The sequence below is a fragment of the Curtobacterium flaccumfaciens genome, assembly GCF_004361695.1.
In the GTDB taxonomy this organism is placed as follows: Bacteria; Actinomycetota; Actinomycetes; order Actinomycetales; family Microbacteriaceae; genus Curtobacterium; species Curtobacterium flaccumfaciens_B.
On sequence record NZ_SNVW01000002.1, the window covers coordinates 255,218 to 269,720 of the forward strand.

A 14,503-nucleotide genomic window follows, 5' to 3' on the forward strand; every position below is an offset into this window, starting at 1 on the left:
ACGGCGGAGGCGAGCCGCGCCTCCAGTCCGATCTACCGACTGCAGAACGTGAGCAAGACGTACAAGCAGAAGAACCGGACCGTCACCGCGCTGACCAACGTCGACGTGGTGATCCCGCAGGGGCAGCTCGTCGCGATCCAGGGTCCGACGGGCGGCGGCAAGTCGACCCTGCTGCAGATGCTCGGGGCGCTCGACCGGCCGAGTGCCGGCTCGATCCATCTCGGCGAGCAGGACGTCGCGAAACTCGGTGACCGCGCACTGACCGACCTGCGGGCGACCGAGATCGGCTTCGTGTTCCAGAGCTTCAACCTCATCCCGACGCTGACGGCGCTCGAGAACGTGGAGACCGCGTTCGCCGGGTCGCTGGCGAACCGCTCCCGGGCCGAGGTCCGGTCACGGTCGACGGCGGCGCTGCAGGAGGTCGGGCTCGGTGAACGACTCGACCACCTGCCCGCGGAGCTCTCCGGCGGGCAGCAGCAGCGCGTCGCGATCGCCCGGGCCCTCGTGAAGAACCCGAGCGTGCTGCTCGCCGACGAACCGACCGGCGCGCTCGACGAGGCCACCCGCGACGAGATCATGGGCCTCATCGAGAAGCAGTGGAAGGAGCGCGGGCTGACCGTGGTCATCGTCACGCACGACTCGTGGGTCGCGAAGCGCGCCGAGCGCCGGCTGCACATCAAGCAGGGGCAGGTCCGCGAGGTCTAGTCCGGCGGCCGGTCTCCCCCTCGCGCGCAGCGACGGTCCACGCCCTCCGGGGCCAGTGGACCGTCGCTGCGCGCGTGCGTTCGCGGGTGGCTACCGCGCGACCGGGTAGTCGCAGTAGGCGAACCACGTCGAGTCCGGCGCCCACGGCGGCACGTTGACCGTTCCCTGGCCGCCCTCGAGTGCGACGAGGATCTCCGGCAGCACCGCGATCCGAGCACCGCGGACCAGGCTGCCGGGTAGCAGCCGCAGTTCGACCGGGTGGTCCGCCGGGTGCCCCTGCACCCCGGGCTCGTAGGACAGGTACAGCAGGTGCGCGGCGTCCGGGGACAGGTGCGGGAACCAGTTCACCCGGTCGTCGTTCGTGAGCCGGACGGGGTCGTCGGCACCCGGCCGGAGGGTCGCGAGCTGCGCCGTCCCCGGGGTGAAGCGCTCGGTGTTCCAGAGCAGCGTGCCGTCCGCCGCGATCGTGCAGCCGTCGTCCGGGTGCTCGTCGCGCGTGACGAAGGCGGTCTCGCCCGTCGTCGCGTCGACCATCGCCACCTCGGTCGTCCAGACGCCGTCCTCGGACAGCTCCCCCACGATCGCCGCGAGGGACGATCCGTCCGGTGCGATGCCGTGCAGGTAGTACTTCCGCTTCACCGGCAGCGCCGCCGCCGCGTCGGTGACCTGCGACGTGGCACCACCCGCCGGCAGCGGCACGCGGTACAGCTCGCCGTTGCGGGCGCTCACCACGATCGACGCGCCCGACGGGTCGAGCACGTGGTCGTTGTTGATCTCGTCGACGCCGTCCATCGGCACCGGGACCAGCGCGGACTCGTCGAGCACGGTGTCGCCGTCCGCCGCCGGCAGCCGGAGCAGCCAGAGGTCGCCGTTCCCGTTGAGCACGAGGGTGTCGGCGTCGAGGACGTTCGGCGCCTCGACGAGCACCGTGCGGGACTCGAACACGAGGCGGCTCGAGCGGGCCTCGACGTCGTACACGTGCACGCGGCTGGTCTGGCCGGGCAGCAGTTGCCGCCCTCGGGTCTCGGTCATGCGTCCATCCTGTCGGTTCGGGCGGGGCGGTCGGGCGGCGGGCGGCCCGGGCGGCGGGCCGGGCGGGCGGGTGAGGAACACGAAAGCGACAGATCCCCGCCGAATCCTGGCGGGCATCTGTCGCTTTCGCGAGCGGAACGGGTCGAACGGATGGAACGGGTGGAACGAGCGGAACGGGTGGAGCCGGTGGAACGAGCCCGCCTACTTCACCGCGCCGGCCGTCAGCCCGGCCACGAACTGCCGCTGCACGATGAGGAACGCGGCCACGACCGGGATCGACACGACGAGCGACGCCGCCATCACCTGGTTCCAGTACACGTTCGTCTGCGTCGAGTACTGCTGCAGACCGACCGCCAGGGTGGAGCCGAGCCCGTTCGTCATGACCGAGGCGAAGAGGACCTCACCCCAGGCCGTCATGAACGAGTAGATCCCGACCGCCACCAGACCCGGACGGGCCGACGGCAGGATGACCCGGAAGAGGGCACCCATCGGACCGGAGCCGTCGACCATCGCGGCCTCGTCGAGCTCACGCGGGATGGTCTCGAAGTAGCCCGCGAGCATCCAGATCGAGAACGGCAGCGTGAACGTCAGGTACGTGATGATCAGGCCGAGCCACGATCCCACGAGCTGGATGCCGAGCGCGTTGCCGAGGTTCGTGAAGATGAGGAACAGCGGCAGCAGGAACAGCACGCCCGGGAACATCTGGGTGGAGAGCACCGCGGTGGTGAAGGTGCTCTTGCCCTTGAAGTTCCAGCGCGAGACACCGTAGGCGGCGAACGTGGCGATGATCAGCGAGAACACCGTCGCGACCGTGCAGACCACGAGCGAGTTGATGAAGTACCGGCCGAGCGGCACCGTCGACCACATGTCGATGAACGGCTGGAAGGTGATGTTCGTCGGGATCCACGTGAAGTTGTTCTGCACGTCGCCGAGCGGCTTGATCGCCGTGGTGATCATCACGTAGAGCGGCACGACCGTGAAGAGGGTCAGGACGATCAGGGTGATGACCTTGAAGGACTTGGCACCAGTTGTCTCACGCACGGACGGACCTCCGGTTGGTCACGGCGAGGTAGATGCCGGTGACGACGAGCAGGAAGAGGAGGAGCAGGACGCTCATCGCGGCACCGGAGCCGAAGTTCCAGGTGATGAAGGAGGCGTTGTAGATGTGGAAGCTCAGCAGGTCCGCGGCGGGTGGCTGCGCGGTCGAGCCGAACAACACGAACGGTGTGTTGAAGTCGTTGAACGTCCACAGGAACATCACGAGCACGAGCGTCACGTTGACCGGGCGGACCATCGGCAGCGTGATCGAGCGCCACTGGCGGAACGGCTTGGCACCGTCGACCGAGGCGGCCTCGTACACGTCGTTCGGGACGGACTGCAGACCGGCCATGAGCATCAGGAACGCGAAGGGCCAGGTCTTCCAGATCGCGACGACGACCACGGCGACGAACGCGTTGTTGCCGATCAGCCAGAACGGGGCGTTGCCACCGAAGAGGTGCAGCTGGTCGACGAGCAGGTGGTTCAGCGCGCCGGTGTCCCGCTGGAACATGAACTTCCAGGTGATCACGCCGGCGTACATCGGCAGCGCGTACGGCACGAGGAACAGGGTGCGGAAGAGTCCGCGACCCGCGAACGGCTTCTGCAGCGCGACGGCCGCGGCCATGCCGAAGGTCCACGAGAGCCCGACCACGAGCACCGTGAAGGCGCAGGTGATGAGGAACGAGTTGAGGACGCCCTTGCCGATCGCCTGGTCGAAGTCGATGACGACGGAGTAGTTGCCGAACCCGGCGAAGGGCGCGGCACCCCAGTTGGCGATGAAGTACTTGGTGAGCTGGATGAACGAGATCCAGATGCCGACGAGCATCGGCACGATGTGGATGAGCAGCTCGAAGAGGATGGCCGGCGCGACGAGCGCGTAGGGCAGCCAGTGGACCTTGCGCTTGCGACCTGGCGGACGGCCCGACATCGTCGGGGCCTTCGTGTGCGTCAGGTCGATGCGCTCCGAGTCGGGCAGGACCGTCGTGGACATGGGCGGGGCCTTTCGGCAGGAGGAGTGTTCGGGTGCGGCGCGCAGGTGGCCGTGGCAGCGGCCTGGAGGCGCGTGGTGCGTGGGGCGTGAGCCTCACTGCCGACGCGTGGTCGGCTCTGGAGCGAGGGGGTGGAGACCCGGGGCGGCCTTGCGGACGCGCCCCGGGCCTCCTGGCTGGGTGTGGATCAGCCGTTCGCCTGGGACACCTGGTCCTGGGCGGTCTGGAGCGCGGTCTTGATGTCGCTGTCGGACACCGTCGAACCGGTGGCGATCTTGGCGAACATGTCGTTCATCGCCTTGCCGACCGTGGACTCGAACTGGTCCTCGGCGGGCACCAGCGGGAGCGGCTTCGCCTTGTTGTTGTAGATGTCGAGGAACGTCTTCGTCTGCTCGTCGGTGACCGAGTCAGCAGCCGCGGCGAGCACCGGGAGAGCCGAGTACGGCTTGTCCAGCGTCGTCTGCGTGTCCATGCTCGTCATGTACTTGACGAACTTGAGCGCGCCGTCCTTGTTCTTCGTGTTCTTGAAGATCGACAGGTTGATGCCGGCCGGGAAGCTGGCGATGTCCTTGCCGCCGCTCGGGGCGGGAAGGGCCACGACGCCGTACTCGTCCGACTTCATCCCGAGGGACTCGATCGTCGCGTTGGCGTTGTTCTGGTTGAGGATGAACGCGGCCTTCTTGTTCGCGAAGTCCGTCACCGACTGCGTCGCGTTGTCGTACTGCGCGTTCGACGGGTTCGCGACCTTGGCGTCCTGCATGAGGTCGAGGTAGCGCTTGATGCCGTCGACGTTCGCCTTCGACGTGAAGGTCGGCTTGCCGTCCTTGTCGAACCACTCGCCGCCGTTCTGGGCCGAGTTGATGAACGCGAAGTGCGAGTTCTCGGTGTAGGAACCACCGGCGAGGCTGAACCCGTACGTCGAACCGGTCGTCAGCTTCTTGGCGTCGGCGACCAGGTCCTCCCACGTCGTCGGCGGGGTGATGCCGGCGTCGGAGAGCATCTTCTTGTTGTAGTACAGGCCGTAGGCGAGGCCGTAGAGCGGGACGCTCGTGACGGTCTTGCCGGGCGCGCCACCCGTGGAGAGCGCGACCTTGCCGAACTTGTCGGACCCGCCGATCGCCTTCATCTCCGAGTCACCGAACTCCTGGAAGGCGCCGGTGGCCTGGAGCGAGGTCGCCCAGGTGTTGCCGATGTTGACGACGTCCGGGCCCTGGCCCGAGGTGACGGCGGTCTGGATCTTGTTCTGCAGGTCGTTCCAGCCGATGACCTGGAGGTCGACCTTGATCCCGGTCTCCTTCGTGAACTTCTTGAGGACGGGGGTCAGCACCTCCTTGTCGTTCTGGAGCGACGTGCCCTGGTTGGACGCCCAGTACGTGAGCGTCTTGGAGTCGCCGGACGAACCGGAGCCTCCGGAGGAGCAGGCTGCGAGGCCGGTCACGGTGAGTGCCGCGGCCGCGGTGATGGCCAGTGCGCGGATGGCAGTGCGCATGACTCTCTACTTTCTCGTCGTTGAGATGGTGCAAGGGGATGGAACGGTGGTGCTGTCGGGTGCTGCTGTGTGGTGCGGTGTCGTCCGGCCCGTGGTGGCCGGGGCCCCGTCCGTCGCCGGGCGGGACCCCGTCCGTCAGGACAGGGTGGACGCCGCGGGGTCCCAGCCCTCGGGGAGGGTCGGGGAGGGCGCGACGGTGCTCTCCACGAGCACCGTCTCACCACGTTCGGCTGCCTCGGCGATGGAGACCATCACGTCGAGGACGTGGAAGGCGAGGGCACCGGGGACCCGGTTCTCCTCACCGGCACGGAGGGCACGGGCGAGGTCGACCACGCCGGTTCCGCGCGAGTAGGTGGACCCCACGGCGGGGATCGTCTCGGGCTCCTCGGCGCCGAGCGCGTACAGCTCGGTGTCGCCGTCGAAGTTGTTCGGGTCGGGGAACACGACCGTGCCGGTCTCGCCCGCGATCTCGACGAAGCCGGTGCGGCCGCGGTCGGACTCGAACGAGAAGACGCTCTGCGCGCTGCCGCCGTTCTCGAACTCGATGAGTGCCGAGTGGTTCGTGGGCACCTCGACCGGGAACTCGGTGCCCGCCTTGGGGCCGGAGCCGATGGTGCGCGTGGCACGGGACTTCGACGCCGTGGCGGTGACCTTCTTGACCGGGCCGAACGCCTGCACGAGGGTCGTGATGTAGTACGGGCCGATGTCGAAGAGCGGGCCGGCGCCGTAGGCGAAGAGGAACTCGGGGCTCGGGTGCCACGACTCCGGTCCGGGGCTCTGGAAGAGCGTCAGGCCGTTGAGGGGCGTGCCGATCCGGCCGTCGCGGATGGTGCGGAGGGCCGTCTGCAGCCCGGCACCGAGGAAGGTGTCCGGGGCGACGCTGACGGTCTTGCCCGCGGCGCGTGCCGCCTCGCGCAGTTCCGCGGCGCTCGAGCGGTCGAGGGCGTAGGGCTTCTCGCCCCAGACGTGCTTGCCGGCGGCGAGGGCCTGCAGGGCGACCTCGACGTGGGCGGCCGGGATGGTCAGGTTGACGACGATCTCGATGTCGTCGTTCGCCAGGAGCTCCTCGACGGTGCCGGAACCGGCGACGCCCCACTTCTCGGCCTGGGCGGCGGCGCGCGGCAGGTCGATGTCCGCGATGAAGTGGACCTTCACGTCCGGGAAGACCGTGAGGTTCGAGAGGTACTGGTCCGAGATGACCCCGGCGCCGATGACGCCGACGCCGACGGGGCCGGTGCGGGGGACGTCGCTGGTCGACGTGCCGGTGGTGGTCGTGGTGTCGGTCATGCGCGGGCCCCCTGGAGGAACGTGTAGGAGTCGGCGACGGCCTGGAACACGTCGCCCTCGTGGTCGTCGAGCTCGATCACGTGCAGTGCGTCGGGCGCGGCGGCGATGATCTCGCGGATCGGCATGATGCCGTCGCCCACGGCGACCTGCTTCTTGTCGTCGTGCGAGCCGTCGCCGTCCTTGACGTGCAGGAACTGCACCTTGTCGCCGTACTTGCCGATGATCGCGACCGGGTCGTCGCCGCCGACCTTCACCCAGTAGGTGTCGAGCTCGAGGACGACGTCGTCGGACAGTGCGTCCGCGAAGACCTCGTAGGCGCTGACGCCGTCGATGCGGTTCGAGAACTCGAACGCGTGGTTGTGGTAGCCGAGCGTCAGACCGTGGTCGGCCGCACGCGGGGCGAGGGCGCTGAGCTCGCGGGCGATCGCCTCGACGTCCTCGCGGGTGGTCCAGCGGGCCTCGTCGATGTGCGGGTCGATCAGCGTCTGGGTGCCGATCGTCGCGGTCGCGTGGAAGATGCGCTCGAGGTCCTGCTCCCCGGCGTCCAGCAGCCGGGCGTGTCCGCTCGGCGCGGCGAGGCCGGCGTCCTTCAGGGCAGTCGCGTACTCGTCGGCGCGGTCCACGTAGCCGAAGAGTTCGACGTTCGTGAAGCCGATGCCGGCGATGCGCTGCAGGGTGCCGGGAAGATCAGCACCGAGGGCGTCGCGGACCGTGTAGAGCTGGACCGAAAGCGGTTGGGTCACCAGGGGTTCTCCTCGTCGAGATGGTGGAGGTCGACTTCGACCGAGCGTCACACTACGAGGACTTTTGTCGGCGGTCAAGCAGAAGTTCGAGGAATGTCGACGTACTTCGTTGCGTGGCGCGTTCGATGTGTGCTTCACTCCCCCACATGGTCGACTTGACTCGGACGGCAGCGTCGCCTCCGGTCGGGACGAGCGAGCTCTTCCAGATCCTCCGCGACGGCGTGCCGCGCACCAGGGCAGAGCTCGCCGCACTGACAGGACTCGCACGCTCGACGATCGGCGTGCGCCTCGATGCCCTCATCGAGGTCGGACTCGTCGGACCGGTGGACACCGCAGCCTCCACCGGTGGGCGTCCGCCTGCCCAGGTGGCACTGAAGCCCCGCGCCCGGCTCGTGATCGCCGCCGACCTCGGCGCCTCGCACGGCCGGGTCGCCGTCACCGACCTCGTCGCTGCGCCCCTCGCCTCCCGCGAGGCCCGGATCGACATCGCCGCCGGCCCCGTCCCCACGCTCACCTGGCTCGTCGAGACCGTCGACGCGCTGCTCGACGAGGTCGGGCGCTCCCGCGACGACGTCATCGCGATCGGCATCGGCGTGCCCGGCCCGGTCGAGTTCTCCACCGGCCGCCCGGCGAACCCGCCGATCATGCCCGGCTGGGACGGCTTCGACGTGCCCGGCTGGCTCCGTGGACACATCGCCGCGCACGTCCTGCTCGACAACGACGTGAACATCGCCGCACTCGGCGAACGGGAACACGGCTGGCCCGACGTCGACCACCTGCTCTTCGTCAAGGTCGCCACCGGCATCGGCTCCGGCATCGTGTCCGACGGCGAACTCCAGCGCGGCGCGCAGGGCACCGCGGGTGACATCGGCCACGTGCGGGTCTCCCGCGCCGGCGACGTCCCGTGCCACTGCGGCAACACCGGCTGCCTCGAGGCCGTCGCGTCCGGCCCGGCCATCGCCCGCGGGCTCCGGGCCAAGGGGCACGACGTGCAGACCAGCGCGGACGTCATCGACCTGGTGAACCGATCCGACCTCGACGCGATCTACGCGGTCCGGCAGGCCGGGCGGGACATCGGCGAGGTCCTGGCGACCTGCGTCTCCCTGATGAACCCGTCCGTGATCGTACTCGGCGGCTCGATCACCCAGGCCGGGGAGCACCTGCTCGCCGGCGTCCGCGAGGTCGTCTACTCCCGCTCCATGCCGCTCGCCACGGAACACCTCGTCATCGCGCAGTCCCGCGCCGGATCCGTCGCGGCGCTGCAGGGAGCAGCGGCCCTCGCGATCGGGTACGCGCTCTCCCCCGCCGGCGTCGACGAGCTCGTCGCGTACGCCGAGGGTCGCCAGCTCGTCTCCTGAGCACGCGCCGGAGCGTCGGTTTCGCGACGTCGGTGCGCGGGGGGACAATCGTCGGGTGACGATCGTGCAGCCCACCCTCTGGGGTGACCTGGATCCGGGCCCGGAGCTCGACCCGGGTTCCGGCCTGGAGGCACGGCCCGCGTCCGGTGCGCCGGCCGCGGTTGCGCACGCCTCTGCTCCAGAGCACCGTGGTCACGACGCGTTCACCGCGTTGCGCGGGCACACCGAGCGGATCGTCGCGCACTCGTCCGACCGGGTCGCCTGGCTCCGCGCTCGCGCGATGGGGATCACCGCGACCGACGTCGCCCGACTCGCCTCGCTGCGCGCCGTGGACGCCGTCGTCACCGACAAGCGGTACGGCTCCCGGTTCTCCGGCAACTCGTACACCGAGCACGGCAAGGAACGCGAGCCGGTCATCGCCGCGTGGGTCGCCGCGACGCACGGCATCCAGCCCTCGGCGCACCTGTTCCACGCCGCCGCGAACCGGGCGCACCTCGCGACACCGGACGGCGTCGGGATCGACGGCTCCTCGCGGGTCGTGCTCGCCGAGATCAAGACCACCGGCAAGGCCTGGCGGAGCATCCCGCGGCACTACCTCCGGCAGATCTGGTGGCAGCAGTACGTCCTCGGTGCCGACCGCACGCTGTTCGTCTGGGAACGCCACGACGAGTTCGTGCCGGTCGCTGACGAGCCCGAGTGCCGGTGGGTCGATCGCGACGACGACCAGATCCGCGGGCTCATCCAGCTCGCCGACCTCGTGCTCGACCGGCTGCGGGGCTTCCGGAGCTGAGCGGCTCCACCGGGGGTGACAGGCCGGACCGGGCTGACCCCGGCTACACCTTCACGAGTCGGAGGCGACTCATCCCCACCACGAGCACACCGAGCAACACGATCGACGCCGCCACCCCGAGGCAGTACCAGGCCACGACGCCGTAGCCGAGGTCCGGGTTGAGGAACGGGTACGGCACCCACCCGTCGGTCGCTCCGCGGATCAGGATGACGATCGTCCACACCGCGGGGTAGAGCAGGAACCACCAGATGTGCCGGAACACCAGCCGGGCACGGTCCGAGAACAGCAGCCAGTCGAGCACCGCGTAGAGCGGCATGATCTTGTGCAGGATGTCGTTCGACCACTGCACCGAGGTCTGCACGTCCACGCTCGTCAGCAGGGTGTTGTAGACGATCCCCGTCGTGGCGATGTACACCGTCGCCGCGCCGCGGAACACCGACAGGCCGACCCCCTGGCGCTTCCGCTGGGCCGCGAGCACCAGCGTCGCCGCGAACGCCACCGCGATGATGATGTTCGACTGGATCGTGAAGTAGCCGAAGAAGTTCCAGAAGACGTACTCGTCGAGCTTGGAGCTGACGAGCCACTGGCCGAGGATCGCGGCGACGACCGCGATCACCGCGATCAGGCGGAGCGAGTTCACGAGGATGCGCACGGGGCCACGCTATCGGGACATCACGCCCGGGATGCGAAAGGACCCGCACCGAAACCGGTGCGGGTCCTTCCGAGGTGATCTGGCGATCAGATGCTGTTGACGTCCAGCGGGATGCCCGGTCCGAAGGTCGTCGAGACGGCGCCCTTCATGATGTAGCGGCCCTTCGAGGCGCTCGGCTTGAGGCGGTTGACCTCTTCGAGCGCCGTCGAGATGTTCTCGTCGAGCTGCTCCGGCGTGAACGAGGCCTTGCCGACGACGAAGTGCACGTTGGCGTGCTTGTCGACGCGGAACTCGATCTTTCCGCCCTTGATGTCGTTGACGGCCTGCGCCACGTTCGGGGTCACGGTGCCGGTCTTCGGGTTCGGCATGAGGCCACGCGGGCCGAGCACCTTGCCGAGACGACCGACCTTGCCCATGAGCTCCGGCGTCGCGACGGCGGAGTCGAAGGCGGTGTAGCCCTCGGCGACCTTCGCGATGAGCTCGTCGCCACCGACCTCGTCCGCACCGGCGGCGATGGCGGCCTCAGCCGCAGCGCCCACGGCGAAGACGATGACGCGGGCGGTCTTGCCCGTGCCGTGCGGCAGGATGACCGTGCCACGGACCATCTGGTCCGCCTTGCGCGGGTCGACGCCGAGCTTGAGGGCGACCTCGACGGTGGAGTCGGTCTTGGTCGAACCGGTCTCCTTCGCCAGGGCGACGGCCTCGCTGGGGGTGTAGAACTTGTCGGCCTCGATCTTCGCGGCCGCGGCCTGGTAGGCCTTGGACTTCTTCGCCATGGTGTTCTCCTTGGGAGCTACGTGGTTGACGAGCCGGCGAAGGCTCTCCCACGGAAGGGTGTTGGGGGGTGTGCCTGAGGCGAGGCTTACGCCTCGACCGTGATGCCCATCGAACGAGCGGTGCCGGCGATGATCTTCGCGGCCTGCTCGATGTCGTTGGCGTTCAGGTCGGCCTGCTTGGTCTCGGCGATCTGACGGACCTGGTCCATCGAGATCTTCGCGACCTTGACCGTGTGCGGGGTCGAGGACCCCTTCTGCACACCCGCAGCCTTCTTGATGAGCTCGGCGGCCGGCGGGGTCTTGAGGACGAACGTGAACGAACGGTCCTCGTAGACGGTGATCTCGACCGGCACGACGTTGCCACGCTGCGACTCGGTCGCCGCGTTGTACGCCTTGCAGAACTCCATGATGTTCACGCCGTGCTGACCGAGAGCCGGACCGATCGGCGGGGCCGGGTTGGCGGCGCCCGCGTTGATCTGCAGCTTGATCAGGCCCGTGACCTTCTTCTTCGGTGCCATGTTGTGCTTCCTCCTGGGAATCGAACGCACGGTGTTCCGTGCACTCTCCCGCTGGCCCGGCCGTTCCGGACCGCGGTGAAGCCCCGCACGCACGAAGCGTGCGGGGCCAAACTCGTTGAGTCTACCCGACCTGCGTGGTCGGTACTAGAGCTTCGTGACCTGGTCGAAGCTGAGCTCGACCGGGGTCTCGCGCTCGAAGAGCGAGACGAGGACGGTGAGCTTGCCGCTCTCCGGCTTGATCTCGGAGATCGAACCCGGCAGGCCCGCGAACGAGCCTTCCTTGATGGTGATCGTCTCGCCGACCTCGAAGTCGACCTCGGCTGCCGGCTGCGACTGTGCGCCGCCGGTGCCCTTGCCGCCGCCCTTGGTCGGCGCGGCCTCGGCCACCTGCACGAGGGACTTCAGCATGCCGAACGCCTCGTCGAAGCGGAGCGGCGTGGGGTTGTGCGCGTTGCCGACGAAGCCGGTGACACCGGGGGTGTGCCGGACGACGGACCACGAGTCCTCGTTGAGGTCCATGCGGACGAGCACGTACGAGGGGATCCGGACACGGGTGACCAGCTTGCGCTGCCCGTTCTTGATCTCGACGACGTCCTCCATCGGGACCTCGACCTGGTAGATGTAGTCCTCCATCGACATCGAGACCATGCGGTTCTCGATGTTCGACTTCACGCGGCGCTCGAAGCCCGCGTAGGAGTGGATGACGTACCACTTGCCCGGCTTCATCCGCAGCTCGGCCTTGAACGCCTCGTACGGGTCGAGCTCGGCCTCTTCGGCGTCGTCGTCGTCGTCACCTTCGGCGTCGAGCGCCTCGTCGGCGGCGAGCGTGGCGTTCGCCTCGGCGGCGGTCTCTTCCTCGAGCTCGACCTCTTCCTCGTCCTCGACTGCCTCGACGGCGGCCTCGGCCTCGTCGGCGGTGTCGATCTCGAGTGCGTCGTCGACGACGGCGTCCGCCTCGGGGTCACGGGACTCGGCGAGGGCGTTCAGCGCCTCGTCGATGGAGGCGTCGACGGTGCCGTCGTCGGGCTCGTCGCTCAGGCCGAGGGACTCGTCGTCCTCGTCCTCGATCGAGATGGCACGCTCTTCAGCAGACTCGACCGCACGGCCCTCGCTGGTCTCGACGTCGCCTTCCTGGTTCTCCTCGACTTCGGAGGACTGCTCGGCAGCCGTGGCGAGGTCGATGTCGTCGCGGGAGTTGTCAGACACTGTCGATTCTTTCCGTTCGGTGGTGCGGATCGGGTTGGCGTGCGGATCGGTTCACGATCAGCCGTGTCACCGGCGACCGTACTCCTGTCCGCACGCGGTCAGGTGTCCAGCCGCGGGACACGGCAGCCGGTGTCCGGGTCAGGCCGTCGGCCCGTTGCCGAACACGTACCCGACACCGAGTCCGAACGCGAAGTCCAGGATCGACACCAGGATCATCATCACGACGACGAAGACCAGGACGACGCCCGTGTAGCTGAAGAGTTCCTTGCGGGTCGGGGTGACGACCTTGCGGAGCTCGGCGATGACCTGGCGGATGAAGAGCACGATGGCAGCGAAGGGCCCGCGGCGCTCGGCCCGGTCCTGCTTCGCCTTGGCGACGACGTCGTCCGCCGTCGTCTCCATGTCTTTGCTCGCCAACTTCTACCCTTCCAGATGTGCAGGGCGGACAGGACTCGAACCTGCAACCTGCGGTTTTGGAGACCGCTGCTCTACCAATTGAGCCACCGCCCTTCGGACACGGTTCGTCACCGATCCGCGTTCCGGTGGACGAGTCTACGGGAGTCCGTCACACGGTGTCCACTTGACGGATGCTCCGGCGTGCCGCGCCGATAGGCTGACACCCGTGAGCACCGAAGCCCCCGGCCCCGAGTCCACCGCAAACCCCACCGCCACGACCCCCTCCACCGGGTCCGGCGACCGGCCGCGCATCGCGTCCCGCATCGCCGCGATCGCCGAGTCGGCGACGCTCAAGGTCGATGCGAAGGCCAAGGCGCTCAAGGCCGCCGGTCGTCCGGTGATCTCGTTCGCCGCCGGCGAGCCCGACTTCGCCACCCCGCAGCACGTCGTCGACGCCGCCGTCCAGGCCGCGCAGGACCCGAAGAACCACCGCTACACCCCCGCGACCGGGCTGCCCGAGCTGAAGCAGGCGATCGCCGAGAAGACGGCACGGTCGTCCGGCATCACCGTCGACCCCGGGCAGGTCATCGTCACGAACGGCGGCAAGCAGGCCGTCTACCAGGCGTTCCAGACCATCGTCGACGCCGGCGACGAGGTCCTGCTCCCCGCGCCGTACTGGACCACCTACCCCGAGGCAATCCGGCTCGCCGGCGGCGTGCCCGTCGACGTCTTCGCTGGCAGCGACCAGGACTACCTCGTCACGGTGGAGCAGCTCGAGGCCGCCCGCACACCGAAGACGAAGGCGCTGCTGTTCTGCTCCCCGTCGAACCCGACCGGCGCCGTGTACACGGCCGAGCAGACCCGTGCCATCGGCGAGTGGGCGCTCGAGCACGGCATCTGGGTCATCAGCGACGAGATCTACCAGGACCTCGTGTACGACGGCGTCCGCTTCACCGGCATCCTCGAGGCCGTCCCCGCCCTCGCCGACACCACGATCCTCGTCAACGGCGTCGCGAAGACCTACGCGATGACCGGCTGGCGCGTCGGGTGGTTCATCGGCCCGGCCGACGCCGTCAAGGCCGCGTCGAACCTGCAGTCGCACCTGTCGTCGAACGTGTCGAACGTCTCGCAACGTGCCGCGATCGCCGCACTGACCGGCCCGCAGGAGCCGGTGACGGCCATGCGCGAGGCCTTCGACCGCCGCCGGAAGGCCATCGTCGAGGGGCTCAACGCGATCCCGGGCTTCGTGACGCCGACCCCGCAGGGCGCCTTCTACGTCTACCCCGACGTCACGGCGCTGCTCGGTCGCGAGTGGGCCGGTTCCACCCCCACCACGACGCTCGGGCTCGCCGACCTCATCCTCGAGCACGCCGAGGTCGCCGTCGTCCCCGGTGAGGCCTTCGGCCCGTCCGGCTACCTCCGCCTGTCGTACGCGCTCGGCGACGACGACATCGCCGAGGGCGTCGCCCGCCTGGCGGCGTTCTTCGCGTAGACCGCAGACCGCAGGACCACGGAACGGGCCGC

General features: G+C 68.9%; 15 protein-coding genes and 1 tRNA gene. 4 read left to right on the forward strand and 12 right to left on the reverse strand.

The window, feature by feature from the left end; translation table 11 throughout:
* Window positions 1-30 precede the first annotated feature (30 nt).
* Complete coding sequence (locus tag EDF64_RS03825) at window positions 31-705, forward strand: ABC transporter ATP-binding protein (RefSeq protein ID WP_133518935.1); 675 nt, start codon at window positions 31-33, stop codon at window positions 703-705.
* Between the two features lie 90 nt (window positions 706-795).
* On the opposite strand, the gene EDF64_RS03830 is transcribed toward EDF64_RS03825, so the two are convergent.
* The 6 genes from EDF64_RS03830 to EDF64_RS03855 form a co-directional block, all read right to left on the reverse strand.
* Window positions 796-1,737, reverse strand: a complete 942-nt coding sequence (locus tag EDF64_RS03830; RefSeq protein ID WP_133518761.1) for a TolB family protein — start codon at window positions 1,735-1,737, stop codon at window positions 796-798.
* Window positions 1,738-1,938: 201 nt separating this feature from the next.
* Window positions 1,939-2,778, reverse strand: a complete 840-nt coding sequence (locus EDF64_RS03835) for a carbohydrate ABC transporter permease (RefSeq protein WP_133518762.1) — start codon at window positions 2,776-2,778, stop codon at window positions 1,939-1,941.
* Window positions 2,771-3,766 carry a carbohydrate ABC transporter permease gene (locus tag EDF64_RS03840; protein ID WP_133518763.1) on the reverse strand — a complete coding sequence of 332 codons (996 nt, stop codon included), beginning with the start codon at window positions 3,764-3,766 and terminating at the stop codon, window positions 2,771-2,773. The genes EDF64_RS03835 and EDF64_RS03840 overlap by 8 nt, the downstream gene beginning before the upstream one ends.
* Before the next feature lie 185 nt (window positions 3,767-3,951).
* Window positions 3,952-5,253, reverse strand: a complete 1,302-nt coding sequence (locus tag EDF64_RS03845; RefSeq protein ID WP_133518764.1) for an extracellular solute-binding protein — start codon at window positions 5,251-5,253, stop codon at window positions 3,952-3,954.
* 135 nt (window positions 5,254-5,388) lie between these two features.
* Entirely contained in the window at window positions 5,389-6,540 is a 1,152-nt protein-coding gene (locus EDF64_RS03850) for a Gfo/Idh/MocA family protein (RefSeq protein WP_133518765.1), read from the reverse strand.
* Window positions 6,537-7,283 (reverse strand): sugar phosphate isomerase/epimerase family protein, encoded by a 747-nt coding sequence (locus EDF64_RS03855; RefSeq protein ID WP_133518766.1) that lies wholly within the window; start codon window positions 7,281-7,283, stop codon window positions 6,537-6,539. Before EDF64_RS03855 ends, EDF64_RS03850 begins: the two co-directional genes overlap by 4 nt.
* A 146-nt stretch (window positions 7,284-7,429) precedes the next feature.
* Here EDF64_RS03855 and EDF64_RS03860 point away from each other — a divergent pair, with 146 nt between their 5' ends.
* Together EDF64_RS03860 and EDF64_RS03865 are read left to right on the forward strand one after the other, a co-directional pair.
* Window positions 7,430-8,641 (forward strand): ROK family transcriptional regulator, encoded by a 1,212-nt coding sequence (locus EDF64_RS03860; protein ID WP_208108821.1) that lies wholly within the window; start codon window positions 7,430-7,432, stop codon window positions 8,639-8,641.
* 55 nt (window positions 8,642-8,696) lie between these two features.
* On the forward strand, window positions 8,697-9,431 hold the full coding sequence (locus EDF64_RS03865) for a YqaJ viral recombinase family protein (protein ID WP_133518767.1): 735 nt from the start codon (window positions 8,697-8,699) through the stop codon (window positions 9,429-9,431).
* A gap of 43 nt (window positions 9,432-9,474) precedes the next feature.
* Here EDF64_RS03865 and EDF64_RS03870 read toward each other — a convergent pair whose 3' ends face one another.
* The 6 genes from EDF64_RS03870 to EDF64_RS03895 form a co-directional block, all read right to left on the reverse strand.
* On the reverse strand, window positions 9,475-10,083 hold the full coding sequence (locus tag EDF64_RS03870) for a Pr6Pr family membrane protein (protein WP_133518768.1): 609 nt from the start codon (window positions 10,081-10,083) through the stop codon (window positions 9,475-9,477).
* An 86-nt stretch (window positions 10,084-10,169) separates the two neighbouring features.
* On the reverse strand, window positions 10,170-10,859 hold the full coding sequence (gene rplA, locus EDF64_RS03875; RefSeq protein WP_133518769.1) for a 50S ribosomal protein L1: 690 nt from the start codon (window positions 10,857-10,859) through the stop codon (window positions 10,170-10,172).
* A gap of 86 nt (window positions 10,860-10,945) precedes the next feature.
* Window positions 10,946-11,377, reverse strand: a complete 432-nt coding sequence (gene rplK, locus EDF64_RS03880; RefSeq protein ID WP_017888638.1) for a 50S ribosomal protein L11 — start codon at window positions 11,375-11,377, stop codon at window positions 10,946-10,948.
* Between the two features lie 144 nt (window positions 11,378-11,521).
* Window positions 11,522-12,583 (reverse strand): transcription termination/antitermination protein NusG, encoded by a 1,062-nt coding sequence (gene nusG / locus EDF64_RS03885; RefSeq protein WP_133518770.1) that lies wholly within the window; start codon window positions 12,581-12,583, stop codon window positions 11,522-11,524.
* Between the two features lie 138 nt (window positions 12,584-12,721).
* Entirely contained in the window at window positions 12,722-12,985 is a 264-nt protein-coding gene (secE, locus tag EDF64_RS03890; RefSeq protein WP_402739123.1) for a preprotein translocase subunit SecE, read from the reverse strand.
* 35 nt (window positions 12,986-13,020) lie between these two features.
* Window positions 13,021-13,093 (reverse strand) — tRNA-Trp (locus EDF64_RS03895).
* A gap of 196 nt (window positions 13,094-13,289) precedes the next feature.
* Between EDF64_RS03895 and EDF64_RS03900 the strand changes: the two genes are divergently transcribed.
* Window positions 13,290-14,471 carry a pyridoxal phosphate-dependent aminotransferase gene (locus tag EDF64_RS03900; RefSeq protein WP_133518937.1) on the forward strand — a complete coding sequence of 394 codons (1,182 nt, stop codon included), beginning with the start codon at window positions 13,290-13,292 and terminating at the stop codon, window positions 14,469-14,471.
* The last annotated feature ends 32 nt before the right edge of the window (window positions 14,472-14,503 follow it).